Origin of the sequence: Xanthovirga aplysinae, from assembly GCF_009711365.1 — a bacterium.
Lineage (GTDB): Bacteria > Bacteroidota > Bacteroidia > Cytophagales > Cyclobacteriaceae > Xanthovirga > Xanthovirga aplysinae.
The window spans coordinates 1-21,133 of the sequence record NZ_SMMB01001287.1; the positions used below are offsets into that span (position 1 = coordinate 1).

The window sequence follows — 21,133 nt, forward strand, 5'->3', positions numbered from 1 at the left end:
AAAAAAATAAATTATATCCTGTATTTGTAGCACTCACCGTGGCATTAGGAGGCTTTTTATTAGGATTTGATGGAGTAGTAAATGGTGGAGCCGTTCCTTTCTATAGGGTAACCTTTGGTATATCTAATGCTCCCTTTTTAATTGGACTTTCTTCCAGCGCTATTATTTTGGGAGGTTTATTCGGGAATTTTATTGTCGGGTTTTTAATTGATAAGATCGGTCGTAAACCAGCCCTATTGTTAACCTCTATTCTTTTTATGGTGGGTGCAGCTGGAACAGCTTTATCTCCCAATATTGTTCTTTTTATTGTATCAAAGTTAATTGCTGGGTTGGGAGTTGGAGTAGCTATACTAGTGGCCCCCATGTACATTGCAGAAATTGCTCCTCCTAAGCATAGGGGTTGGTTAGTGACTTTTAATCAACTCAACATTGTGGTTGGGCTTTCTGTGGCCATGTTGTCCAATTATTTCATATTAAAAACTGTTTTGGATCCTGATATTAATTGGAGATGGATGCTCGGAATAGGCTTTTTTCCTGCTTTGCTTTATTTTATATTACTTTTCTTGATTCCTGAAAGCCCTAGATGGTTAATCCAAAAAGGAAGAGAAGAGGAAGGACTTCGAATTCTTAGAAAATCTTGTGGGGAGGAAGAAGCTGAAAAAGAATATAAAAATATTAAGCTGGCGCTTACAGAATCAGAAAAACAAAAAGAGGCTCCTACCCAAAAGCTATTTTCCAAACAATTAAAGTTTATATTTTTCATAGGGTTTGGTTTGGCCATTTTTCAACAGCTCTCTGGAATAAATGCGGTTCTATATTATGCACCTATGATATTTGAAAGTGCGGGAAGCAAAATGGATACGGCCTTTTTAATGGCCATTGTGGTTGGTTTAGTGTTTACTGCTGCTACCATACTATCCATGTTCATGATCGATAGACTAGGCAGAAGACCTCTGTTGATTATAGGAACCATTATCATGGCATCTTCTTTTTTGTTGGTTAGCTTTTCCTTTCATAAAGGAACTTATGCTATAAAGCAAGAAGGAATAAATAGGGTTTGTGAACAAGCCTATCGAGCTGAAATATCTAAACAGGCCAAGATAAAGTATCCAAATAATTATTTGGCAGATTCCACTGTGGTGGGCCAAAATAAAGCTAGTTTGTATAAGAACGTGGCTTTAGTAGGGTCAATTGATTTGCAAAGTCCCGTCCTATTAAGGTCCAAAAGTGAAATTGAAGTTCTTAGGAAAACATTAATCCAAATAGAAGGAAAAATCTTTGATAAAGAAACCCAATTTTTCTCTTCTATTAAATCTCAATTGACAAGTCAATTTTCGATTGAAGAACAGGAATCTGTTTTAAAGAATTTTAGTGAAATCTATAAACCTTCTATTTTGAAAGAATCTATTAACATTAATAGTGTTATGGTGTTGATAGGAATCCTTGGATTTATTGCGGGTTTCTCAATCTCTCTGGGACCAGTCATGTGGGCTATGTTTTCCGAGATTTTCCCTATTCGATTACGGGCCAAAGCTATTGCAGTGGTAGGTGCAGCAAATGGTTTAACAAGTTTTATTGTAGCCACAATCTTCCCCATGGAATTAGAATTTATAGGTTCAGCTGCTACTTACCTTCTTTTTGGGATTTTCATGATATTATGCCTATTTTTTGTAGTGCGATATATCCCGGAGACCAAAGGAAAGACTTTGGAAGAGTTGGAGGCCGAGTTAATTAGAAATTAAAAAAAGGCTTTATGAGAAAGATAAAGAATCCTATTCTAAGAGGTTTTAATCCTGACCCTTCCATTATTCGAGTGGGGGAGGATTTTTATATAGCCACAAGTACTTTTGAATGGTTCCCAGGAGTGCAAATTCATCATTCCAAAGATTTGATAAACTGGAAATTGGTGGGAAGGGTGTTAACCCGTACTTCCCAATTAAATATGTTAGGCGTCCCTGATTCCTGTGGGGTATGGGCACCTTGTCTATCTTATGATAAGGGGACATTTTATTTGGTATTTAGCAATGTCAAATCATTCGATGGCACTTGGAAGGATACACCTAATTACTTGGTGACGACAGATGATATTCTTGGGGAATGGTCTGATCCCATTCATTTAAACTCCAGTGGGTTTGATGGCTCTTTATTCCATGATGAGGATGGTCGTAAATGGTATGTCAGCATGTTGGTTGACCATAGGAAAGGAAAATTTTTTGGGGGAATTATCCTCCAGGAATACGACCCCAAATTGAAAAGGTTGATTGGGAAAGCGGAGCATATCTTTGAAGGAACAGAATTGGGAATTACAGAAGGCCCGCATATATACAAAAAGGATGGTTACTTTTATATGGCCCTGGCAGAGGGAGGAACAGAATATAACCATGCTTTTACGCTAGTTCGGTCGAAAAGCCTACATGGTCCTTTTGAAATACATCCGCAAAATCCGTTAGTCAGTAGTCGGAATAATCCGGAATTAAAATTACAGAAGGCCGGCCATGGAGATTTGGTACAAACCCAAAATGGCGATTGGTATGCTGTTTTTCTGGTAGGAAGACCCCTTACCAGGCGTGGAAGGTGCATTACGGGAAGAGAAACGGCAATTCAGAAGGTAATATGGGAAAAGGATGAATGGCCAGTTTTGGCTCAGGGAGGAAATGAGCCTTCTGAGTTAGTAGATGCACCTCAATTGGAGGAGTTTCCATTTAAGAAAGAGCCTGGTAGGGATGATTTTGATACGTCTTTCTTGAATATTCATTTTCAGTCTTTACGGCTTCCGGTTACAGAAGAATGGCTGTCCTTGAAGGAGAGACCGGGTTTCCTAAGAATGAGAGGAAAGGAATCTCTTTCTTCTTTTCATTACCAAAGTTTGATCGCCCGAAGGTTGCAACACAAACATGTGGAGGCATCTACCTGTCTGGAATTTGAACCGGACTATTTCCAGCAAATGGCGGGCCTAGTTTGTTATTACAATACCAGCCATTACCATTATTTACACCTAACGTCTAATGATGACGGTTCGCAAAAATTATTGAATCTTCTTAGTTGTGATCAATTTAATATTACTGAGCCCTTGGAGGAAATGGTTGATTTAACTGGAGAAAAAAGAATTTTCCTTAAGGCCGACTTTAATGGTGCCGACCTACAGTTTTATTATGCAATAAAAGAAGGAGAGTGGATTAAAATAGGACCTGTATTGGATGGAAGCATTTTGTCCGATGATTACGTGCAGTATTTGAATAATCGCTATAGACCTGCTTTTACCGGGGCTTTTGTGGGAATCGCTTGCCAGGACTTAAGTGGTGGACAAAAACATGCCGATTTTGACTGGTTCGAATATAGGGAAGTGGAAATCGATAAATATTAACCGAACTCAAATTAATCTAAATTTAGCATGAATAGAATAATAGTATTGCTTCTTGGTGTCTTTTGCTTGGTTTCCTGTAAGCAAAATGAAAAAGTCCCTGTTTTAAAAGCCCAGGCTGAAGATAGTAGGGCTGGAATCAACAAAGCTAAATTTGAACCTGAAGATGGGCAAGTCTTACTTTTTGTGGGGCAGGAATTGCATGCCATAGGTGGTTTGGAGGCTTATAATGATGGCTATCTTGATCACTATAAAAAACCGGCAGGGTTTACCATGTATACGAATTTGGCCCCAGGGGACACTTCCTTTGGATACATACAAAAAGGCCTGGATGGAGTATGGACTACTGATGATTGGGGGGATAATGTTAGTAATATGTCTCTACAGTTGGGAGACCCAAATTTTGAAAATATGGCTTTGGCTATTGGTTTATCCATGGTAAATCATGAAGAAGCTGTTGCAAAAGGAGAAAGGGATGATCTGATAAAGAAATTAGGTAGTTTTCTTCAAGGATTGGCTCCCCGTCCTGTCTTTTTAAGAATTGGGTATGAATTTGACGGTCATCTATGGAATCACTATGATAGAATTTTCTACTTAAAAGCCTACCGTCGAATAAAAAATATTTACGACGATATGGGCATTACAAATGTGGCTTTTGTTTGGCAGTCCACTGGATTCGTTTCCAACCAAGAACAATTAGAAGCCTGGTACCCTGGGGATGATTATGTGGATTGGTGTGCTTTTTCATTTTTTGCCAGATGGAAGGAGGAGGAAATGATTGAGTTTGCCAGAAAAAATGACAAACCAGTTTTTATTGCCGAGGCCTCTCCAACCATTTCAGATTTTACTGTAAAATTTGATGGGAATACCAAAGAAACTATTCTTTCCAATCCCGAACAGGCAAAGGAGGCCTGGTCAAAATGGTTCAAGCCCTTCTTTAAAACCATTAATGATAATCCTGATGTCGTTAAGGCAATTAGCTACATCAATTGTCATTGGAAGGCTCATGAAATGTGGAAGGAAAATCCAACTTTCAAAAGGGTGGATGCCCGCCTGCATACCAGCAAATTGATTGATGGTAAATGGAAGAAAGAAATTTCAAAAGAGAAATATATTCATTCTTCTCCAACTCTTTATGAAGATCTTGGTAGTCATCTAAATCAACAAGCCAGTGGAAAAGATTAAATGGGGAATAGTAGGTCCTGGAATCATCGCACATGAATTTGCCCACGATTTCCAATTTGTAGAAAAAGGAGAGTTAATAGCAGTGGCTTCTCGCTCTTCTGAAAGGGGATTAGCATTTGCCAAAAAGTATAAGATCCCAAAAGTTTATAACTCTTATCAGGACTTATATGCCGATGAGGAAATTGATGCCATTTATGTGGCAACACCTCATACTTTTCATTTAGAAAACTCAAGGAATGCCCTAATGGCAGGAAAAGCAGTGTTATGTGAGAAACCCATAACCATTAATCCTGCCCAATTGGAAGAGCTAATTAAAGTTTCTAAAGAGACTGGAGGTTACTTGATGGAGGGTATGTGGACCTATTTTCTTCCTGCAATTAAAAAAGCCCAACAATGGGTGGAAGAAGGCAAAATAGGAAGAATTAAACATCTCAAATCTGATTTTGGATATCCTGTTCCTTTTGATCCTAAAGGTAGGATGTATAATCCGGAATTGGCTGGTGGGGCCCTCTTGGATATGGGGGTTTATACAATTGCCATGGCGTGGCTTTTTTATAAGAAAGATCCAAAAAATATAATCAGCTTAGGAAGAAAAGCTTCTACTGGGGTAGATAACGATGTGACCATGTTGTTTGAATACGAAGATGCCCTGGCGACTTTAACTACAGCTTTTCGGTGTAAGCTAAATAATTGGACCTACATCATTGGAGAGAATGGATATATCGCTATTCCAGATTTTTGGAGAGCGAAGGAATGCTTTTTATATGAAATGGAAAACTGTGTGGAACATTTTATTGATCCTCGAAAAGGTTTCGGTTTCAATTTTGAAATAGAGGCGGTAAATGCTGATTTGTTAGGAGGGAAAAAAGAATCAGTCATTATGCCACTGCATTTCAGTAGGAAATTGCAACAACATATGGCTCAAGTGGCTGATCAATTGATGGACCCCAAAAAGCAAGAGGCAGCTTATTCTTAGTTTTTATGCGTAGAAAATTGGATGGGAGAAGGATGGAAATAGGAAAGCTAATTGGACTTCATTCAAAAAAATAAAACGATAAATATGAACCCTAAATGGGCATATCTCGACTTCAATTCGAAATTCAAAACATTAAAAGCCATGAATAATCACATCTTAGCTATCAAATTTTGGGAGGAGGGTTATTTACATCTGGAGAATTTTTTCCCGCCTGAAATGATGGACCAGTTTAATGAATTGATTCTGGGACATTATGGGTTGAATCCTAATTGGGAACATAATGATGAGTTTATAGAAAAATCAGCCACGGAGGTTATTCCCTGGTTCCCAATGCGGGAGGGGGTGATGATTTTTGAGAAAATTGAAAAAAACGCAGAGTTTGCTCGGCTTTCAGCTCATATTCTTGGAGAAGGATGGAGTAACCTTTACTGCATGGCCATGTTCTCCAAAAAAGGAACCAAAGGGCAAGCCTGGCATCAGGATTGTCCGCCTGAAAACCCTCATCAATTTAACCTAAACCGCCTGGTTTATACTCATGATATTTCCCCTGATATAGGGGGAAAGGTTATTCTTGTCCCTGGTTCACATAAAAAAGGAGAATTGCCAAAAGGGGAACCTCATGCTGACATGGAAGGACAAGTGGTTTTGTCGCCAAAAAAAGGAGATGTGGTTTTTCTTCATGGTCATGTTTGGCATCGGGTTTTGCCGATTACGGGTAAATATCGAATCTCAACCAATTTTAGGGCCATGCCAAAGGATACACCAGAGGAAATTACGGATATAGCTGTTTACCGGAACATGCGATATAGATTTTCTACTTCTGAAGTGATTGAAGAAAGGTAATCCTTTTACTTTTACCTTAACCCGCAAAAATGATGACCACTAAATTAGTCAAAAGAGCAATTGGACTTTTTCTATTTAATTGTATATCCCTTTTTTTAGTTGCTCAAAATGGATTCGAGAAGTTTGATTGGGATAGTTATAGATCCTGGGAAAACACCACTGCCTATTCCAAAACCATTGTTGTTAACCAACGACACCCTAAGGCTTCAGATGAAAATCCAGGAACTCTGGAATTGCCTTTAAAAACTATAAACAAAGCTGCCCAATTGGTAAAAGCTGGGGAACGGATACTTATTTATTCGGGCATTTATAGAGAAACTATACGACCAAAAAATGAAGGTTCTGGTGCTGAAAAAATGATCTCCTATGAAAGTGCTCCTGGGGAACGGGTTATCATTAGAGGGTCAAGGATATTAAATACATCATGGGAGCAGAGGCAGGCTAAAACAGATGCCATAGATGATTCCACTTTCACCTATAGTTGGTCAAGAAAAATTTGGATGACAAAAATATCTGATGATTTTTTTGAGTATGGCTATTACCCTTTTAAGCTTCCCAACATTACTCCTGAAGAACACAAATTAATGCCCTGGGCTAAGCTTGTGAAGGAATTAGCCCCTTACAACTCCAAAAGGGCTTTAATCTTCCAAAATGGAAAACGTATGATTCAGTTAGAAGATTACGGGGATTTATCCAAAGTTCCTGGTTCTTTTTGGGTAAGTCAAGATGGAGAGACAGTTCATATTCATCCTTTCGGTGGAAAAGACCCCAATAATGACTTTTTTGAAGTGGGGGTGCAATCTTATCTTTTTAAACCCCAAAAGATTGGGATGGGTTATATTCAAATTCGGGGTCTTACTTTTGAGCATTGTGCCAATGGATTTTTGCGAACAAGCACGGGGGCTGTTACAGCACTGGGAGGACATCATTGGATAATTGAAGACAATACGATTCGACAAAATAATTCTTCAGGACTGGAATTTGGCTACTATGCCTTTGAGTTTAAAGATCCAAATCCAGAAAACATTCAACCTAGAAGAGATGAGGATCTTGGAGGCATGATCATCCGTAATAATTTGATTTATGAATGTGGTACCGCAGGAATTAGAAGTTATTCGGTGAAAGAGGGAATTATCACCAATAACGAAATTTACAATTGTGGATGGCAGGATGCCGAGAATTATTGGGAGTGTTCAGGAATAAAAATCCTAAAGGCCACTAAAACTCTGGTAAAAGGGAATCACATTTACAATATTCAGGGAGGTAATGGAATTTGGTTGGATTGGGATATTCAGTTTTCCAGAGTGACCGCCAATATTATCCATGATATTCAGAACATCCAAGGGGGCATTTTTGTGGAGGCCTCGAAAGTTCCTAATCTTGTCGATAATAATTTTATATGGAATATCGATGGAAATGGGATATATGGAAATGACACGGATTATTTAATGGTTTACCATAATTTGGTGGCTAATACTACAGGGCCCTTGGTGAATGCTGTGGTAGCTACTAAAAGAAAATTAAACGGGAAACCACTTACCGCAAATTACAATAAAGTTTTTAACAATATTTTTATAGATGGTGGAAAACCAATCACCTTTGATGGAATAGGAAACCAGGCTGATAATAACCTTTATGTAAGCACACAATTCCCTTCCAATGTTGATTTATCAGATTGGCAAAAAATAGGTTTTGGATCAAATAGTCAGGGAATTCTAGCTATTACCAAATTTTTGCCGGAAAATTTATTTTTTGTGTTGGACTCCAAACAAGCTATCCAAAATGTTCCAATACGCCCAGAAATTAAAAGAGACTTTAATTCTAAGCTTAGGAAGGGAAGTTTTACTGTTCCAGGCCCATTTGCAACTATTACTGAACTGAAGAAAATTTCCTTGTTGGAATCTTCTCCACAGCCCGGGTTAGGAGGGACTTAAAAAAATCAGAAATGGATGTAATAAGATGTTTCATTTTCAAAAAGGGGTTAATAATTAAACAATTAGCAAACTAATTATTGGTAAATTATACTTTATGGAAGTTTTAGAAAAACAAAATAAAAAGCAGGGAGCCCTTCCAAATTCAGGATATAATAGTCGTTTTGTCATAGGAATTACGCTGGTAGCCACTTTGGGAGGGCTTTTGTTTGGATATGATACAGCCGTTATTTCCGGCGCCATTGGTTCGGTCAGGACCTATTTTGGTTTGACTGCTATTCAAATGGGATGGGCAGCATCCAGTGCCTTGGTAGGTTGTATCATTGGGGCTTTTTTAGCTGGCCCCTTAAGTAATAAATTTGGTAGGAGACCTTCCTTAATTATTGGGGCTATATTGTTTTTAGTTTCAGCTATTGGATCAGCTTTACCGGAACAATTTACGGTATTCATTATCTACCGAATTATCGGAGGAGCAGGTGTAGGAATTGCCTCCATGCTTTCTCCTATGTATATTGCCGAGATCGCCCCTGCCCCTATTAGAGGACGTTTGGTTTCTTTCAATCAATTTGCCATTGTCTTTGGTATTATGTTGGTCTACTTTGTTAATTACTTTATAGCCTTACAGGGTGATAATAGTTGGAATATAGAGGAAGGGTGGCGTTGGATGTTTGGATCGGAAGCCATTCCCGCTTTAATTTTCTTGATCTTTCTGTTTTTTGTTCCAGAAAGCCCTAGATGGTTGGCATTAAATGGGGCAACTGACAGAGCGTATCAAACTTTAAAAAGGATTATTGGCCCATCTAAGGCAAAAGATGAGTTAAGGGCTATCGACGATTCCATTCAAATTTCAAAAAAGACTAGGGTACATCTCAAAGAAATCTTAAGGCCTGCAATAATAAAAGTTTTACTAATTGGCATTGGGCTTTCCGTTTTGCAGCAGGTAACGGGGATCAATGTGTTCCTTTATTATGCCCCGGAGATTTTTAAGAAGATGGGCAGTGGAAATGATGCTGCATTGCTCCAGACCGTTGTCGTTGGCGTTGTGAATATGGCCTTCACGGTAGTTGCAATTCTTACTGTAGATAAATTTGGTCGCAAACCATTGATGGTTTGGGGTTCATTGGGAATGGGAATTTGTATTTTGGCCATAGGTTTTGCAGCATATTTTCAAAATACAGAAGTTTGGTTATTGCTCTTTATTTTGGGTTACATTGCATTTTTTGCCCTATCTCTGGGGCCGGTTACCTGGGTTTTGTTGTCGGAGATCTTTCCAAACAGAGTAAGAGGAATTACTTTGTCCATCGCAGTTGCCGCTCAATGGATATCCAATTTTGTGGTTTCCCAAACCTTTCCTATGATGATGGAAAATGAAAGTTTGTTGGCAAAGTTTAATGGAGCCTTCCCGTTTTGGGTTTATGGGGTCATGTGTGTGGTATCGGTTTTCTTTAATAAGTATTTGGTTCCGGAAACCAAAAATAAGTCACTGGAAGAAATGGAAGCCCTTTGGGAGGAGAAAAAATTAAAAAATGAAAGTCAAAATGTTCCAACTTAAAATGGAGACTTTATTCATTTCTTTCAGGCAATTTAAAAATTGAAAAACTATAAGATATGCTATGCTTAGGATTAGACATAGGAAGCTCTTCGGTCAAAATTACAGTGTACGATGCAGAAAAGGGATCGGTGGTAGCTTCAACTTATTATCCGGAAGGTGAACTTCGAATAGATGCTCCCAGTCTTGGATGGGCCGAACAAAATCCGGAAATGTGGTGGGACTGTATTGTTAAAGGATGTCAGCAATTATTTGTGGCTGCCAATTTTGACCCCCTGGAGATTCAGTCTATAGGGATTACTTATCAAATGCATGGGTTGGTGTTAGTAGACAAGGAGAAAAAGGTTCTTCGCCCTTCTATTATTTGGTGCGATAGTCGAGCAGTTCCTATTGGAGATAAGGCGCTGAAGGATTTAGGACATCAATACTGTTTAAGTCGCTTGTTGAATTCTCCGGGAAATTTCACAGCTTCAAAGCTCAAATGGGTAAAAGAAAATGAGCCTGAAATATACCAAAAAATTCACAAAATCATGTGGCCTGGAGATTATGTGGCCATGAAGTTGACCGGAGAAATTACCACTACCTGCACTGCTTTATCAGAAGGAATTTTTTGGGATTATGGGAAGAATGAGTTGTCTAGGAGGTTAATGGAATATTACGAATTTGAGGAAAGCCTAATCCCTGCATTAGTTTCGGAAATTGGGATGCAAGGTTGCTTAAGTGCTCAAATGGCTAATGAACTGGGCTTGAAAGCAGGAACTCCGATCACTTATAGAGCAGGAGATCAACCTAATAATGCTTTTTCTCTTAATGCTTTAAAACCAGGTGAGGTGGCCGCTACTGCTGGAACATCAGGGGTGATTTACGCGGTAACAGATAAAAAGATCAGTGATCCTCACTCTAGGGTAAATACCTTTTTGCATGTAAACAATAGTCCTGATTATCCAATCAATGGAGTTCTACTTTGTGTAAATGGGACTGGGAGTTTATATCGTTGGGTTCGTCAAACCTTTAACCCAAATATTTCTTATGCAGAAATGAATGACCAGGCAGGAAAGTCTCCATTAGGTGCTGAAGGCCTTCATTTTTATCCTTTTGGAAATGGGGCGGAAAGAATGCTCCATAACCGACAGCTTTCAGCCACCATGAAGGGGTTAAACTTTAACAAACATCATCAGGGACATATCTTCCGGGCTGCACAAGAAGGGATCGTATTTGCCTTGAACTACGGAATGGAAATACTAAAAAACTTAGGAATAGATATTTCCAGAATAAGGGCAGGAAATGCTAATATGTTTCTTAGTCCTCTGTTTAAAGAAGCTTTCACCAACATCAGTGGGGTAAGTTTGTATATGTATAATACGGATGGAAGTGTAGGTGCAGCATTGGGAAGTGCTATAGGAGTAGGTTATTTTAACTCTTTTGAGGAAGCCTTTAAAGGTCTCACATGCACTGAAGTAATTGAACCGGATATGTCAAAAGTAGAGCAATATAAAGAAGCATATAAAAACTGGAAATTAGGCCTGGAGCAAATATTAGCCATGGAAAAGTACCAGGCTGGTATCAATGGCACAATCGCCAGGGTTGACCGTGAGCTTGTTTGAAAATCTAAGAGGATTTTTTCCAGAGTCTTAAAAAACCAAAAAATAACCCTAAAAACCTAAAGGAGGAACCTCTCAAAAAGACATTGTATAATTTTAAATAATAGAAGTATGAGTATAGTAATTGGAGAAAAAGAATATTTTAAAAATATCGGAAAGATTCCTTTTGAAGGAAAGGAATCGGATAATCCATTGGCTTTTAAATATTATAATCGAGAGCAAGTTGTGGCTGGTAAAACTATGGAAGAGCATTTTCGTTTTGCAGCTGCTTACTGGCATTCTTTCTGTAACACAGGTTCAGATCCTTTTGGGCCAGGAACCCGACAATTGCCTTGGTTAACTCATGCGGATCCAATTGGAAGGGCCAAAGAGAAAATGGATGCCGCTTTCGAGTTTTTTACTAAGTTGGGAGTCCCTTATTATTGCTTTCATGATTTTGATTTGGTGGATGAAGGTAGGAGCCTAAACGAATCAGAAGAAAGGCTTCAAATTATGGCGGATTATGCTAAGGAAAAACAACTTAAATCTGGAGTAAAATTATTATGGGGTACCGCTAACCTTTTTTCTAATCCACGCTATATGAACGGGGCAGCCACCAACCCTGACTTTAAAACGGTGGCTTTTGCCGGTGCCCAATTGAAAAATGCCCTGGATTTAGCCATAGAACTGGAAGCAGAAAACTATGTCTTCTGGGGAGGAAGAGAAGGCTATATGAGTCTATTAAATACAGATATGAAACGGGAATTGGAGCATATGGCTCGTTTTCTTCATATGGCCAAAGATTATGCCCGTAAAAATGGTTTTAAAGGAACATTCTTCATTGAGCCTAAGCCAATGGAGCCAACAAAGCATCAGTATGATTTTGATAGTGCTACCGTCATTGGTTTCTTGAAGGAATTTGGATTAGAAAAGGATTTTAAACTGAATATAGAAGTAAATCATGCTACTTTGGCTAGCCATACCTTTCAGCACGAATTGCAGGTGGCAGCAAATGCCGGAATGCTGGGAAGTATAGATGCCAACCGAGGGGATTATCAAAACGATTGGGATACGGACCAGTTTCCCAATAATCTTTATGAATTGGCGGAAGCCCTATTAGTGATCCTGGATGCTGGAGGGTTTCAAGGAGGAGGAATAAACTTTGATGCAAAGGTACGTCGAAATTCAACCGACCTGGTTGACATGTTCTATGCCCATATAGGGGGTATGGATGCTTTTGCCCGTGCTTTGCTTATGGCAGAAGATATCAGGACTAAATCTTCTTATTCTAAATGGAGATCAGATCGTTATGCCTCCTTTGATCAGGGCAAAGGAAAGGATTTTGCTGAAGGAAACCTTAGCTTGGAAGAATTGAGTCAGCTTGGGCATTCCTACGGAGAACCCGTACAAACAAGTGGAAGGCAGGAATTATTTGAGAATTTGATTAATCAGTATATCTAGGTTTTAAATTAATATTTAGAAAAAAGGGACATACTTGAGAGAAAGCATGTCTCTTTCTTTAATATTTAATATAGGAAGTCTTCTTCTAAAGGAAGTTTATTTTTGGCCTATTAAAGAACCTTCTTAAATTCTATCAATCCCACACTGGGTTCAATTAAATCGGTTTCTAGAGAAATTATTTCATTCTCTTCATTTAGATTAAATTTAAAAATATAGTCCTCTTTAAACTCTTTAGAGAAGGCCCTAAATGAATCATTTCCGTAATAAGTTATTTCTTCGGTGTAATTCCCAGCTTGAACTTTTAATTTATTCTTAATCATAGAAATTTCTATTGTTCCAAAGCCTTCATGTCTATAAAGCCCTTTATAATCTCTAATTTTGAGGGTGGGATTATTATTTTGAACCTTTAAAGAATCTGGGTGCCTAAGGAATATCTTTGGGTTTCTGGCCAATAGCTGATTCCAATCATTTAAATCTTTACCCACAAATAGATCTAGCAATGAAAAGGTCATTCTAAATGGAAAGCTTTGAGCGCTAAATCCCTCATTTGCAAGTAGTATCCAGGATAGATTATCATCAGGAAGAAGAACGATTAAACTTTGGTGCCCCATATTATCTCCATGATGCATTACTACCTTATGACCATAATAATCAAACACAAACCAGCCTAAACCATATTCCAGAGCTGAAAATCCAGGATAGGGTTCTTCAAAACCAATAGCAAAATGACCTTTAAGGTTATAATCTATTAGCTCTTTTGACAGTATGGAATCATTTCCATTAATTAAGAAACGGCACCATTTTTCCAGGTCATGAATGGTTGAAAATAAATTACCCATCCCTGAAACGCTATAGATAGGAGCTGCATAATCTATATCAATTAAATTTCCATTCTGATATCCTAAAGATCTATTGTTGGCACTTTTGTATTTTTCCAAATCCCAATGTGTATCCCTCATCATCAAGGGGCTTAATATTTTTTCCTCTAGTAATTCTTCCCATTTTTTTCCGGATAATCTTTCCAAAAGATATGCGGCAAGAATATATTGATTATTGCCATATTGAAATTGAGTTCGAAAACTAGAAGTTGGCTCTAAATACTTAAGTTTTTTGAAAACGGATTTATTGGGGTCTTTTTTCTCTTCCTCGCTGAGCATATAATGGGTAAAATCATATCTGGGGAATCCGAATCTATGGGTTAATAGATCCGTTAAATTGACCTCCGAAGTAATAAAATCATTCTTAAATTCCAGGTCTGGCAAATATGCTTTTAAGGGTTTATTAAAGTCAAGTTTGCCTTCCTCCACAAATTGTGATAATAATATGCTATTAAAGGCCTTGGTGTTAGAACTAATGGGAAAAATAGTAGAATCCGTAAGTTGTGATTTGGTTTGTAAGTCATTATATCCAAATCCTGATGAATAAATAATGGAATCATTTTTTATAATAGATAAATACCCTCCAATGGTTTTGGTCCTTTCCAAAGTAATTTGACCCAGGCTATCTATTTTTTGACTTAACAATTGGGCATGTACCTGTTGAAGGCTTATCAATAATATGAAGGTTAAAAAATACTTTTTGTACATTTTTTGCACGGATTATTTAAGTTATAAGGATTCAATTTTCAATTATTAAATCTATTCTAGAAATGGTCAAAATTCCACCTATGTTTCATTTCCATTTTTTATATATGGCGTAAATTTCAGAATTTAATTTTTATTAAAAAGATATCTTAACTCTTTTATCACCTTAAATTCTATTTATCCACTTTTTCATAATTGGCCTTAAAATATCTTTTTAAATCCTCGACAGAAAAATAATAACAACTTAATCAATGAAGGAATAAAAGATAAACCCCCAAATCCTGCTGGCCCTGAAATCTTATTTTTTCATGGGTTTGCTCCAAACAAGATCAGTGTGTTCCGAACTATTGTTTTTTTACCTGATTTGAAGAAACTCCCTGCCTCTCTTTTAAACATCGCGAAACTAAGCTGTCAATGAATGATGCGCTCAATAGATTTGCATAAATTAATAGGGTTAAAATGTGCACTTTTAAACAAATTTTGTTCAATAATGAACATTTTCTTAAGTAGGAAAAATTGATATTACACCTTCATTGATTGTATAGGCGTGTTTTGGTTATTCTGGCACAGCAGTTGAATTATATGAGGCACAAACTATTAATTCAAAACCAAAAAATATACAGCTATGAAAATCGAATCAACAAACTCTTTAAAGCCTTTTTCGAATATGTTATTCTTTGGAGCTCTCGCCTTAACTTTAAGTCTTTCATCTTATGCTGGAGTTACCAAAAAAGCTGATAGTGCAGGTATAAGCATAGCTTATGAAATGATCTTAAGCCCTGAGGAAGAGTTGGCCTTAGCCAGTGAAGCCATGAGCCCTGTAATGGAGGAGATGATTTCTTTTCCACAGGAGGTTTTTGTATATGACCAGCATAATAATTTGATTCACCATGCCACAGGTACAGAACAAGAGTTACAACAAAACATTAAACTACAGGCAGTAATAGCCAAATGTAATTTATTAATGGAGAGCGGTGGTGATAAATTTTTCGTTAGGAGAAAATAGGGGAAGATAGTTTGTGAAATGGGAGAGGTTTCGCAAATTTTTACTTTATAGTATATAGATTAGCTTTAGCCGGTACAAAATAAGTGTCGGCTAATTTTTGTATGTTGAGGTTGAAAATGAGTTAATGGGTGGGAGTTTCAGTAATGGGCAAGTTGATAGGAAACAATTACCGTTGGTTAAGGTATTCATTAAAAAAATCCTAGCATTTTTTTAAAGTGCTAGGATTACTTCACATAAAAAATTTACTCTTTTGTAATGAGACTTGGGCGGTGGTTAAATTTATTTGGCAAGTAAATTAAACCATCAATTTCCACAGTTAAATGGCTCACAGCCTTTTGAAGTTGAGAAATTATGGAATTGATTCTAAAAAACTAATTGCTTATTTCAATAATTGATCAATTACCTCCTTGTTAAGTTTTTTTCCATCTGGATCGGCAGAAGTCTTTAAATGGCAGAATTCATTGGCCCATTCTGAAGTTCTGATTCTTAGAGGTGGGTTTTTATCTAAAGCACATTTCAATACCACTTGTGCAACTTCTTCCGGGCTTTGGTAAATCCCACTATCTTCATTTTCTGATCGTTTTTTTGCACTTCCCATATAGGAATTAAAGATGGGTAAATATTCATCATTTTGGAGACCTCCAGTTTTTTCGACATTCTTCAGGACGGAATTGGCAAATTCCGATGAAATCCCACCTGGTTCTACAATAGAAAACTTAATGCCAAATGGTTCAGTTAAATAGGTGGCAAGGGATTCTGTGTATCCTTCAACTGCAAATTTAGCTCCGCAATACAGTTCATTAAAAGGTTGCCCCACTAAACCACCAACAGAACTTATATTAATAATATGTCCTTGCTTTGCCTTACGCATAAAAGGTAATACTGCTTTAGTAGTACGGATAACACTAAAGTAATTTACATCAGTAACCCATTCAATTTCTTCCTGGCTAGCGTGCTCGGTTGTGCGGACAAAGCCGGCCCCAGCATTATTTATCAGAATATCGATTCTACCATTCTGCTCAATGATTTTTTTTATACATTTTTGAATACTATTGGAATCAGATACATCTAGTTGTTCTATGTGCAAATCAATATTTTTTTCTTTGGCTTCTTTTAGCAATGCTTCTTTTTTTTCCAAATTCCGCATAGTGGCATAAACTTTAAATCCTTGCATGCCAAATAGGATTGCAGTTTTTAATCCTAGTCCTGTTGAGGTTCCAGTAATCAAAACGATCTTTTTCATATTACTTCTATTTTGTCGGCTTAAACGAATATTTATTCGGTATAAAATTAAAAAAATTCGAAATTTCAATATTTAACTTATTCTTCTAGTCTTTGCTAGCCTAATGATTTGTTTTCTGGGTATTACAAAGAAATTCTTTATTTTATCACCTCTAGGATTTTCTTTATTATCCCGCATTTCTATTCTTTCTTATTTTCTTTTACAAAGGTAAAGGCTTTGTTATTGGCGAACAAATATTCGTTAAAGTTTATTTTTTCTATTTCTTTTTTCATTATGGAAAATCATTTTCCTTTAATCTCCCTAAGGTGCTAATCATAGCTTTTTGTGCCTTTGGGCTGGGGCGTAGCTGTTTAATAGCATTTCTTTGGTCCTTCAATTGGGTTAGAATGATAGCATTTAAATGAAGATTTTAGAAGGTTTATTCATGAGTCTATAATCAACCTTTTTAAGGTTGGTTGAGCCATTTGATCCCATTAACCAATAATTGTTGAAAACCCTTATAGCTTTGAGCGTGATCGAAATGCCCAAGTGTAAGGCATAGGACTTTACCTTTTCCCCAGTTCTTTGTCCACATAATTGGATGGGCCTCAGATCGGGCAATGACATCATTTTCATTCGTAGTGAATTCCATTAAATACAGTTCATCCAGGATTTTGAAATTTTCCAAATTCTCTGTAATGGGATGTTTTGGTTTTTTAGTTAAATCCCAATTGCCATAGACGGCATCGTAGGTATCGACCTTTATTGTTTTTAAATCATCGTGATTGATAAAATGGGCTCCTATGATTTCTTCATACTTTTCCTGATTGACAAAGCTGACTAGGCCAGCGTGAAAGGCAAAATAGGACTTGCCAGATTTTATAAATTCTGAAAATGCTTTAAATTCTTTCTCATCGGGTTCCTGAAATAAGGAATTATTGAGGATGAGGTCATATTTTTTTAATGCACTGCTGTTTAGGATATTTAGGTGGTCAGTAATGGTGATATGGGCAATCTCTTTTAATGCCTCTTCGATAATAGAATTAAAGTAAGGATGAGTCCAATCTTGATTGGGATGACCTTCATATTTGTTTCCCATTCCAGTAATAAATAGGATATTGATTTTTTTAATTTGTGATTGCCCCTTGGTCCAATTCAAGCTAGGGAAAAAGGTGAAAAAGATTATTAATTTGATTGTCATTCTTCCCATGTAAAATTGTGCTTTTCTTGTTTTTTAGATTCTTTATTAATGAATACTTGTCTATCCCATTTTGAAAATGATTTTGGGATAAAGCTATTTATGAAGCACAAATAAACCCATTGAGATAGTGAACTTCGACCGTTTTCGCGAAACCACACCTTTTTTAGGCCATTATTTTACCTTTCTATAATTTTGCGATATTTTAATAATCAAAATCAGTGTTTTATGGTGTTTGGGCATTTTTTATATTTTCCTTTTGGTAATTTTCAGGTTTTGGTAATCAAGAAAGTATAGTAATTTTATGGAAATTGAATTATTAGCGGAGGCACTTAGGATATTGCTTAAGTTTTGGCCAAAATTAATTTCAGTATTGGTTTCTTCCGTCATAACAGCATTTTTCCAAACCACACTTAATTCGCTTCCAGGAGCCAACCTCCAGGTATAGATTAAATCTACATTGAAAGCATTAAAGTTTACATTGTGAATATTATTTCCCTCATTATCCAGCCCCATATAATTACTTTCGAATAACAAACCTTGTTCGTCCAGTTCATAAAAAGTATCCCTAAAAGTTAATTTATTCCAATAATGTCTTAACCTACAGGTGAGGCTCATTTTTTTATTAAAGGTGTAAGTGGTATTAAAAGTATTGATTAATCTTTTCATGCCCCTTATTCCAAATAAAATACGTTCCACACCATCATTTTCGTCATTTACGAAGAATCTATTTCTTCTTTCTCTGGTATATTCTAATTGGTGTTCAAAGGTAAACTTATCTTTCACTCTTAGAGTTAGCCCCCCACCATGCCAGTTATTAAATTCATTCCATTGAGTTCTCCCATTAACTCCAAAGTATGCATTAAATACCAAACGCTTGCGCTCATCAGTGGTTACCGAGGAGTGCATCTGGTAAATGGGCGGTAATACAAATCTTCGGTTTTCTTCTCTTGCTTCGGTGTAATTATGTTCATTATTAGGGGAAGTGAGAAGGAAAAGATAGTAGGTCCAGAAATTTTTTAATTGTTGGGTCGTCTCTAATAGAATTTTCCAATTTGAATAAGCCCTAGGAGCATATTGCTGATCATAAAATAAATTCAAATCTAAACGAAGCCAATTGTACAAGGCAGATTTCGGTCTGTTATTGATATAAGACCCTGTTAAATTATGATTAATTTCATTTACTCGGCTTTGGTAACCCAAGTCATTTGGGTCATAATTTTTACTTTCAACATTTGTTTGCCAACCGTATTGAAATTTACCACTTACTTTTTCCAATTTGACATAGGAACGGTACCCCATGGTCATACTTTCTTGGAGTTGATTTCCTTTCTGACTTAAGGCAGAAAATATAGACATCCTGTATGTATTACTTTTATTAAAAAGGGAGAGTAAAAAAGCAGATACGTTGGCGTCTTCAAAATCATTCCAACGATTTACATTGGTATTGATAAAGGATAGGTTGGAATTGTTTTTAAGATTTTGGTCCAATACTAATACATTAAAATTGGTTAAAGGATCTACCAAAATATCCCTTTCTTTCCCTGTCTCATAATTTCTAATGGTAGCATAGGTTTTATTGGTAAGGGCATTAAAAAAGCCAATTCCCAAACCTTTTCTATTTCGACCACTTACCTTGATAGCATTTAGTAAGGGGGCTTCTTGGGGTTCTTGTATAATTTCTTCATTTATATCACCCTCTTCTATTTTCACTTTCCCAAAACTTTGGCCTATTCGTCTGGAATAAAATAAATCTTCTTTATTAAAAAGTGCAGTACCTTCAGTAAAGAATTGACGGTTTTCATCAAACTTTACTTCAAAGGGACTGAAGTTGAGCACTTCATTGTCTGATTGTACCTGTCCAAAATCAGGAATTAAGCTCATGTCAAGGGTAAAAGCATCATTAATACCATATTTTAGATCCATTCCCCCATTAAATGATCTTGACCAATTTCCATTATCACTTTTTGTCAAGGTAGAGGACAGGTAAGGGTAGGCGAATAATCTTAGGGGAGGTTGAATACCTTCTATATTATTGAGTAAGCCACTTTGCGTTAGAAAACCATTGATTGTTGGATCAATCGGGCTCCACCAGCTTTTTTCTCCTGAATGGTTGTGGTATCTTAAGAGGTTGATAGACCAGTTCTGTACATGCGATTTGGGAAATCGAATGGCAGAAAAAGGAATTTTCATTTCTACTTGCCAGCCACCTTTTGTGATTTGAACTTTAGCATCCCAGACGGCATTCCAATTAGTGTTTTCTTCTTGATAAAGGTAGGTAGCATCAAACTGAACCCCGGCTGCAGTAACAAAAAAACCTATGGCTTCAATTCCACTGTTATAAGGATCTAGGAATATGCCAAAATAGTCCGTATTTCTTAGTGTGTCTCTTGGGGTTAAGGTTTTAGTTATTTGCTCTGATTTACCGTATAAAGTGGCCCCCAGGTAGAGGGCTTTGTCGTCATAGACCACTTTTATCTCCGAAATGAGATTTGCAGGCTCTCCTGCAGTAGGAAGTTCTTGAGTGAAGGCAGTGGCTGTTTCAGCTTTTTCCCAAAAGAATTCCTCTAATTTACCATCAATAGTTGGGGTTTGTTCTATTTTGCTGGCTCTTAATTCTATTTGGTAATTAGAAAGATTTTGAGCAAATAGTCTACTGTTTGAGCAAATTAAGAGTATACCTATGAATAAGTTTTTCATAAATTAAAACATTTGTAATTGGAGTTGAAAATAGGAGTTGGTACTGCTTGGTTATTAAATAGTCTGGGAGAGGCCAGTTATTTTTATGATTGCTGATTTCATAATTTATCCTAACATAGTTCAGAAATAATTTTTTTGCATCAACCTTTAGGGTATATGCCTTTCTTAGGGAGAATAGTGAAATTGAAAATGGGGCAATCCTTTTTAATATTTTTCCTCTGATAGGGATGAGACCAATGGTGATCAGTTTTAGGCTCAAATTTGATGACGCTATCTGTAATAGGAAGTATTCTAATAATTATAAAAATTCTCTTCCCCTTGATTGAGGTTGCCTTAAACGGGAGTGAATAAAGGAGGGAAAATTTGATGGTGAAATTCTCAATTGATCCTTCTGTTTCTATCATGGTTTAATTCTTTATACATGAATAATGGATTATCTCATTTTGAAAATGGTGTATGGATAAACTCTATTGTTAAGCACAAATAAACCCGATGAGGAAGTAAACATCGACCGAATTCAGGAAACCAAACCTTTTTT

The 21,133-nt window shown here is 36.8% G+C and carries 14 protein-coding genes; 10 read left to right on the forward strand and 4 right to left on the reverse strand.

Annotated features, from left to right (window positions below):
• The 9 genes from E1171_RS21510 to xylA all read left to right on the forward strand — a co-directional run.
• The coding region (locus E1171_RS21510; protein ID WP_155208137.1) for a sugar porter family MFS transporter at positions 1-1,742 on the forward strand (1,742 nt) is incomplete at its 5' end.
• An 11-nt stretch (positions 1,743-1,753) separates the two neighbouring features.
• Positions 1,754-3,364: a glycoside hydrolase family 43 protein gene (locus E1171_RS21515; RefSeq protein WP_155208138.1), complete on the forward strand. Its 1,611-nt coding sequence runs from the start codon at positions 1,754-1,756 to the stop codon at positions 3,362-3,364.
• Positions 3,365-3,391: 27 nt separating this feature from the next.
• Entirely contained in the window at positions 3,392-4,546 is a 1,155-nt protein-coding gene (locus tag E1171_RS21520; RefSeq protein ID WP_222931563.1) for a glycosyl hydrolase, read from the forward strand.
• On the forward strand, positions 4,533-5,522 hold the full coding sequence (locus tag E1171_RS21525; protein WP_187696579.1) for a Gfo/Idh/MocA family oxidoreductase: 990 nt from the start codon (positions 4,533-4,535) through the stop codon (positions 5,520-5,522). The genes E1171_RS21520 and E1171_RS21525 overlap by 14 nt, the downstream gene beginning before the upstream one ends.
• 141 nt (positions 5,523-5,663) lie before the next feature.
• Entirely contained in the window at positions 5,664-6,365 is a 702-nt protein-coding gene (locus E1171_RS21530; protein WP_155208139.1) for a phytanoyl-CoA dioxygenase family protein, read from the forward strand.
• Positions 6,366-6,394: 29 nt separating this feature from the next.
• Complete coding sequence (locus E1171_RS21535) at positions 6,395-8,299, forward strand: right-handed parallel beta-helix repeat-containing protein (RefSeq protein WP_155208140.1); 1,905 nt, start codon at positions 6,395-6,397, stop codon at positions 8,297-8,299.
• A 94-nt stretch (positions 8,300-8,393) separates the two neighbouring features.
• The gene (gene xylE, locus E1171_RS21540) at positions 8,394-9,848 is read left to right on the forward strand and encodes a D-xylose transporter XylE (RefSeq protein ID WP_155208141.1); all 1,455 of its coding nucleotides are present in this window, start codon (positions 8,394-8,396) and stop codon (positions 9,846-9,848) included.
• Positions 9,849-9,904: 56 nt separating this feature from the next.
• A complete protein-coding gene (locus E1171_RS21545) occupies positions 9,905-11,449 on the forward strand; it encodes a xylulokinase (RefSeq protein WP_155208142.1) in 1,545 nt (514 codons plus the stop codon).
• A 108-nt stretch (positions 11,450-11,557) separates the two neighbouring features.
• Positions 11,558-12,886, forward strand: coding sequence for a xylose isomerase (gene xylA / locus E1171_RS21550; protein WP_155208143.1), 1,329 nt, complete (start codon positions 11,558-11,560; stop codon positions 12,884-12,886).
• Positions 12,887-12,996: 110 nt separating this feature from the next.
• Here the strand turns inward: xylA and E1171_RS21555 are convergent, their stop codons facing one another.
• Positions 12,997-14,472 (reverse strand): serine hydrolase, encoded by a 1,476-nt coding sequence (locus tag E1171_RS21555; protein ID WP_155208144.1) that lies wholly within the window; start codon positions 14,470-14,472, stop codon positions 12,997-12,999.
• A 622-nt stretch (positions 14,473-15,094) separates the two neighbouring features.
• Here E1171_RS21555 and E1171_RS21560 point away from each other — a divergent pair.
• On the forward strand, positions 15,095-15,475 hold the full coding sequence (locus E1171_RS21560; RefSeq protein ID WP_155208145.1) for a hypothetical protein: 381 nt from the start codon (positions 15,095-15,097) through the stop codon (positions 15,473-15,475).
• A 379-nt stretch (positions 15,476-15,854) separates the two neighbouring features.
• On the opposite strand, the gene E1171_RS21565 is transcribed toward E1171_RS21560, so the two are convergent.
• From E1171_RS21565 to E1171_RS21575, 3 genes are all read right to left on the reverse strand, one after another.
• A complete protein-coding gene (locus E1171_RS21565; protein WP_155208146.1) occupies positions 15,855-16,718 on the reverse strand; it encodes an SDR family oxidoreductase in 864 nt (287 codons plus the stop codon).
• A 445-nt stretch (positions 16,719-17,163) separates the two neighbouring features.
• Positions 17,164-17,898 (reverse strand): ThuA domain-containing protein, encoded by a 735-nt coding sequence (locus E1171_RS21570; protein WP_187696580.1) that lies wholly within the window; start codon positions 17,896-17,898, stop codon positions 17,164-17,166.
• 243 nt (positions 17,899-18,141) lie between these two features.
• On the reverse strand, positions 18,142-20,595 hold the full coding sequence (locus E1171_RS21575; protein WP_155208148.1) for a DUF5916 domain-containing protein: 2,454 nt from the start codon (positions 20,593-20,595) through the stop codon (positions 18,142-18,144).
• Positions 20,596-21,133: the final 538 nt, after the last annotated feature.

Bases quoted from the DNA above. Each gene is read 5' to 3' on its own strand.
- E1171_RS21520 (WP_222931563.1), top strand. From the start codon at position 3,392: ATGAATAGAATAATAGTATTGCTTCTTGGTGTCTTTTGCTTGGTTTCC.
- E1171_RS21545 (WP_155208142.1), top strand. From the start codon at position 9,905: ATGCTATGCTTAGGATTAGACATAGGAAGCTCTTCGGTCAAAATTACA.
- E1171_RS21575 (WP_155208148.1), bottom strand. From the start codon at position 20,595: ATGAAAAACTTATTCATAGGTATACTCTTAATTTGCTCAAACAGTAGA.
- E1171_RS21555 (WP_155208144.1), bottom strand. From the start codon at position 14,472: ATGTACAAAAAGTATTTTTTAACCTTCATATTATTGATAAGCCTTCAA.
- E1171_RS21565 (WP_155208146.1), bottom strand. From the start codon at position 16,718: ATGAAAAAGATCGTTTTGATTACTGGAACCTCAACAGGACTAGGATTA.
- E1171_RS21535 (WP_155208140.1), top strand. From the start codon at position 6,395: ATGATGACCACTAAATTAGTCAAAAGAGCAATTGGACTTTTTCTATTT.
- xylA (WP_155208143.1), top strand. From the start codon at position 11,558: ATGAGTATAGTAATTGGAGAAAAAGAATATTTTAAAAATATCGGAAAG.
- E1171_RS21530 (WP_155208139.1), top strand. From the start codon at position 5,664: ATGAATAATCACATCTTAGCTATCAAATTTTGGGAGGAGGGTTATTTA.
- xylE (WP_155208141.1), top strand. From the start codon at position 8,394: ATGGAAGTTTTAGAAAAACAAAATAAAAAGCAGGGAGCCCTTCCAAAT.
- E1171_RS21560 (WP_155208145.1), top strand. From the start codon at position 15,095: ATGAAAATCGAATCAACAAACTCTTTAAAGCCTTTTTCGAATATGTTA.
- E1171_RS21515 (WP_155208138.1), top strand. From the start codon at position 1,754: ATGAGAAAGATAAAGAATCCTATTCTAAGAGGTTTTAATCCTGACCCT.
- E1171_RS21570 (WP_187696580.1), bottom strand. From the start codon at position 17,898: ATGACAATCAAATTAATAATCTTTTTCACCTTTTTCCCTAGCTTGAAT.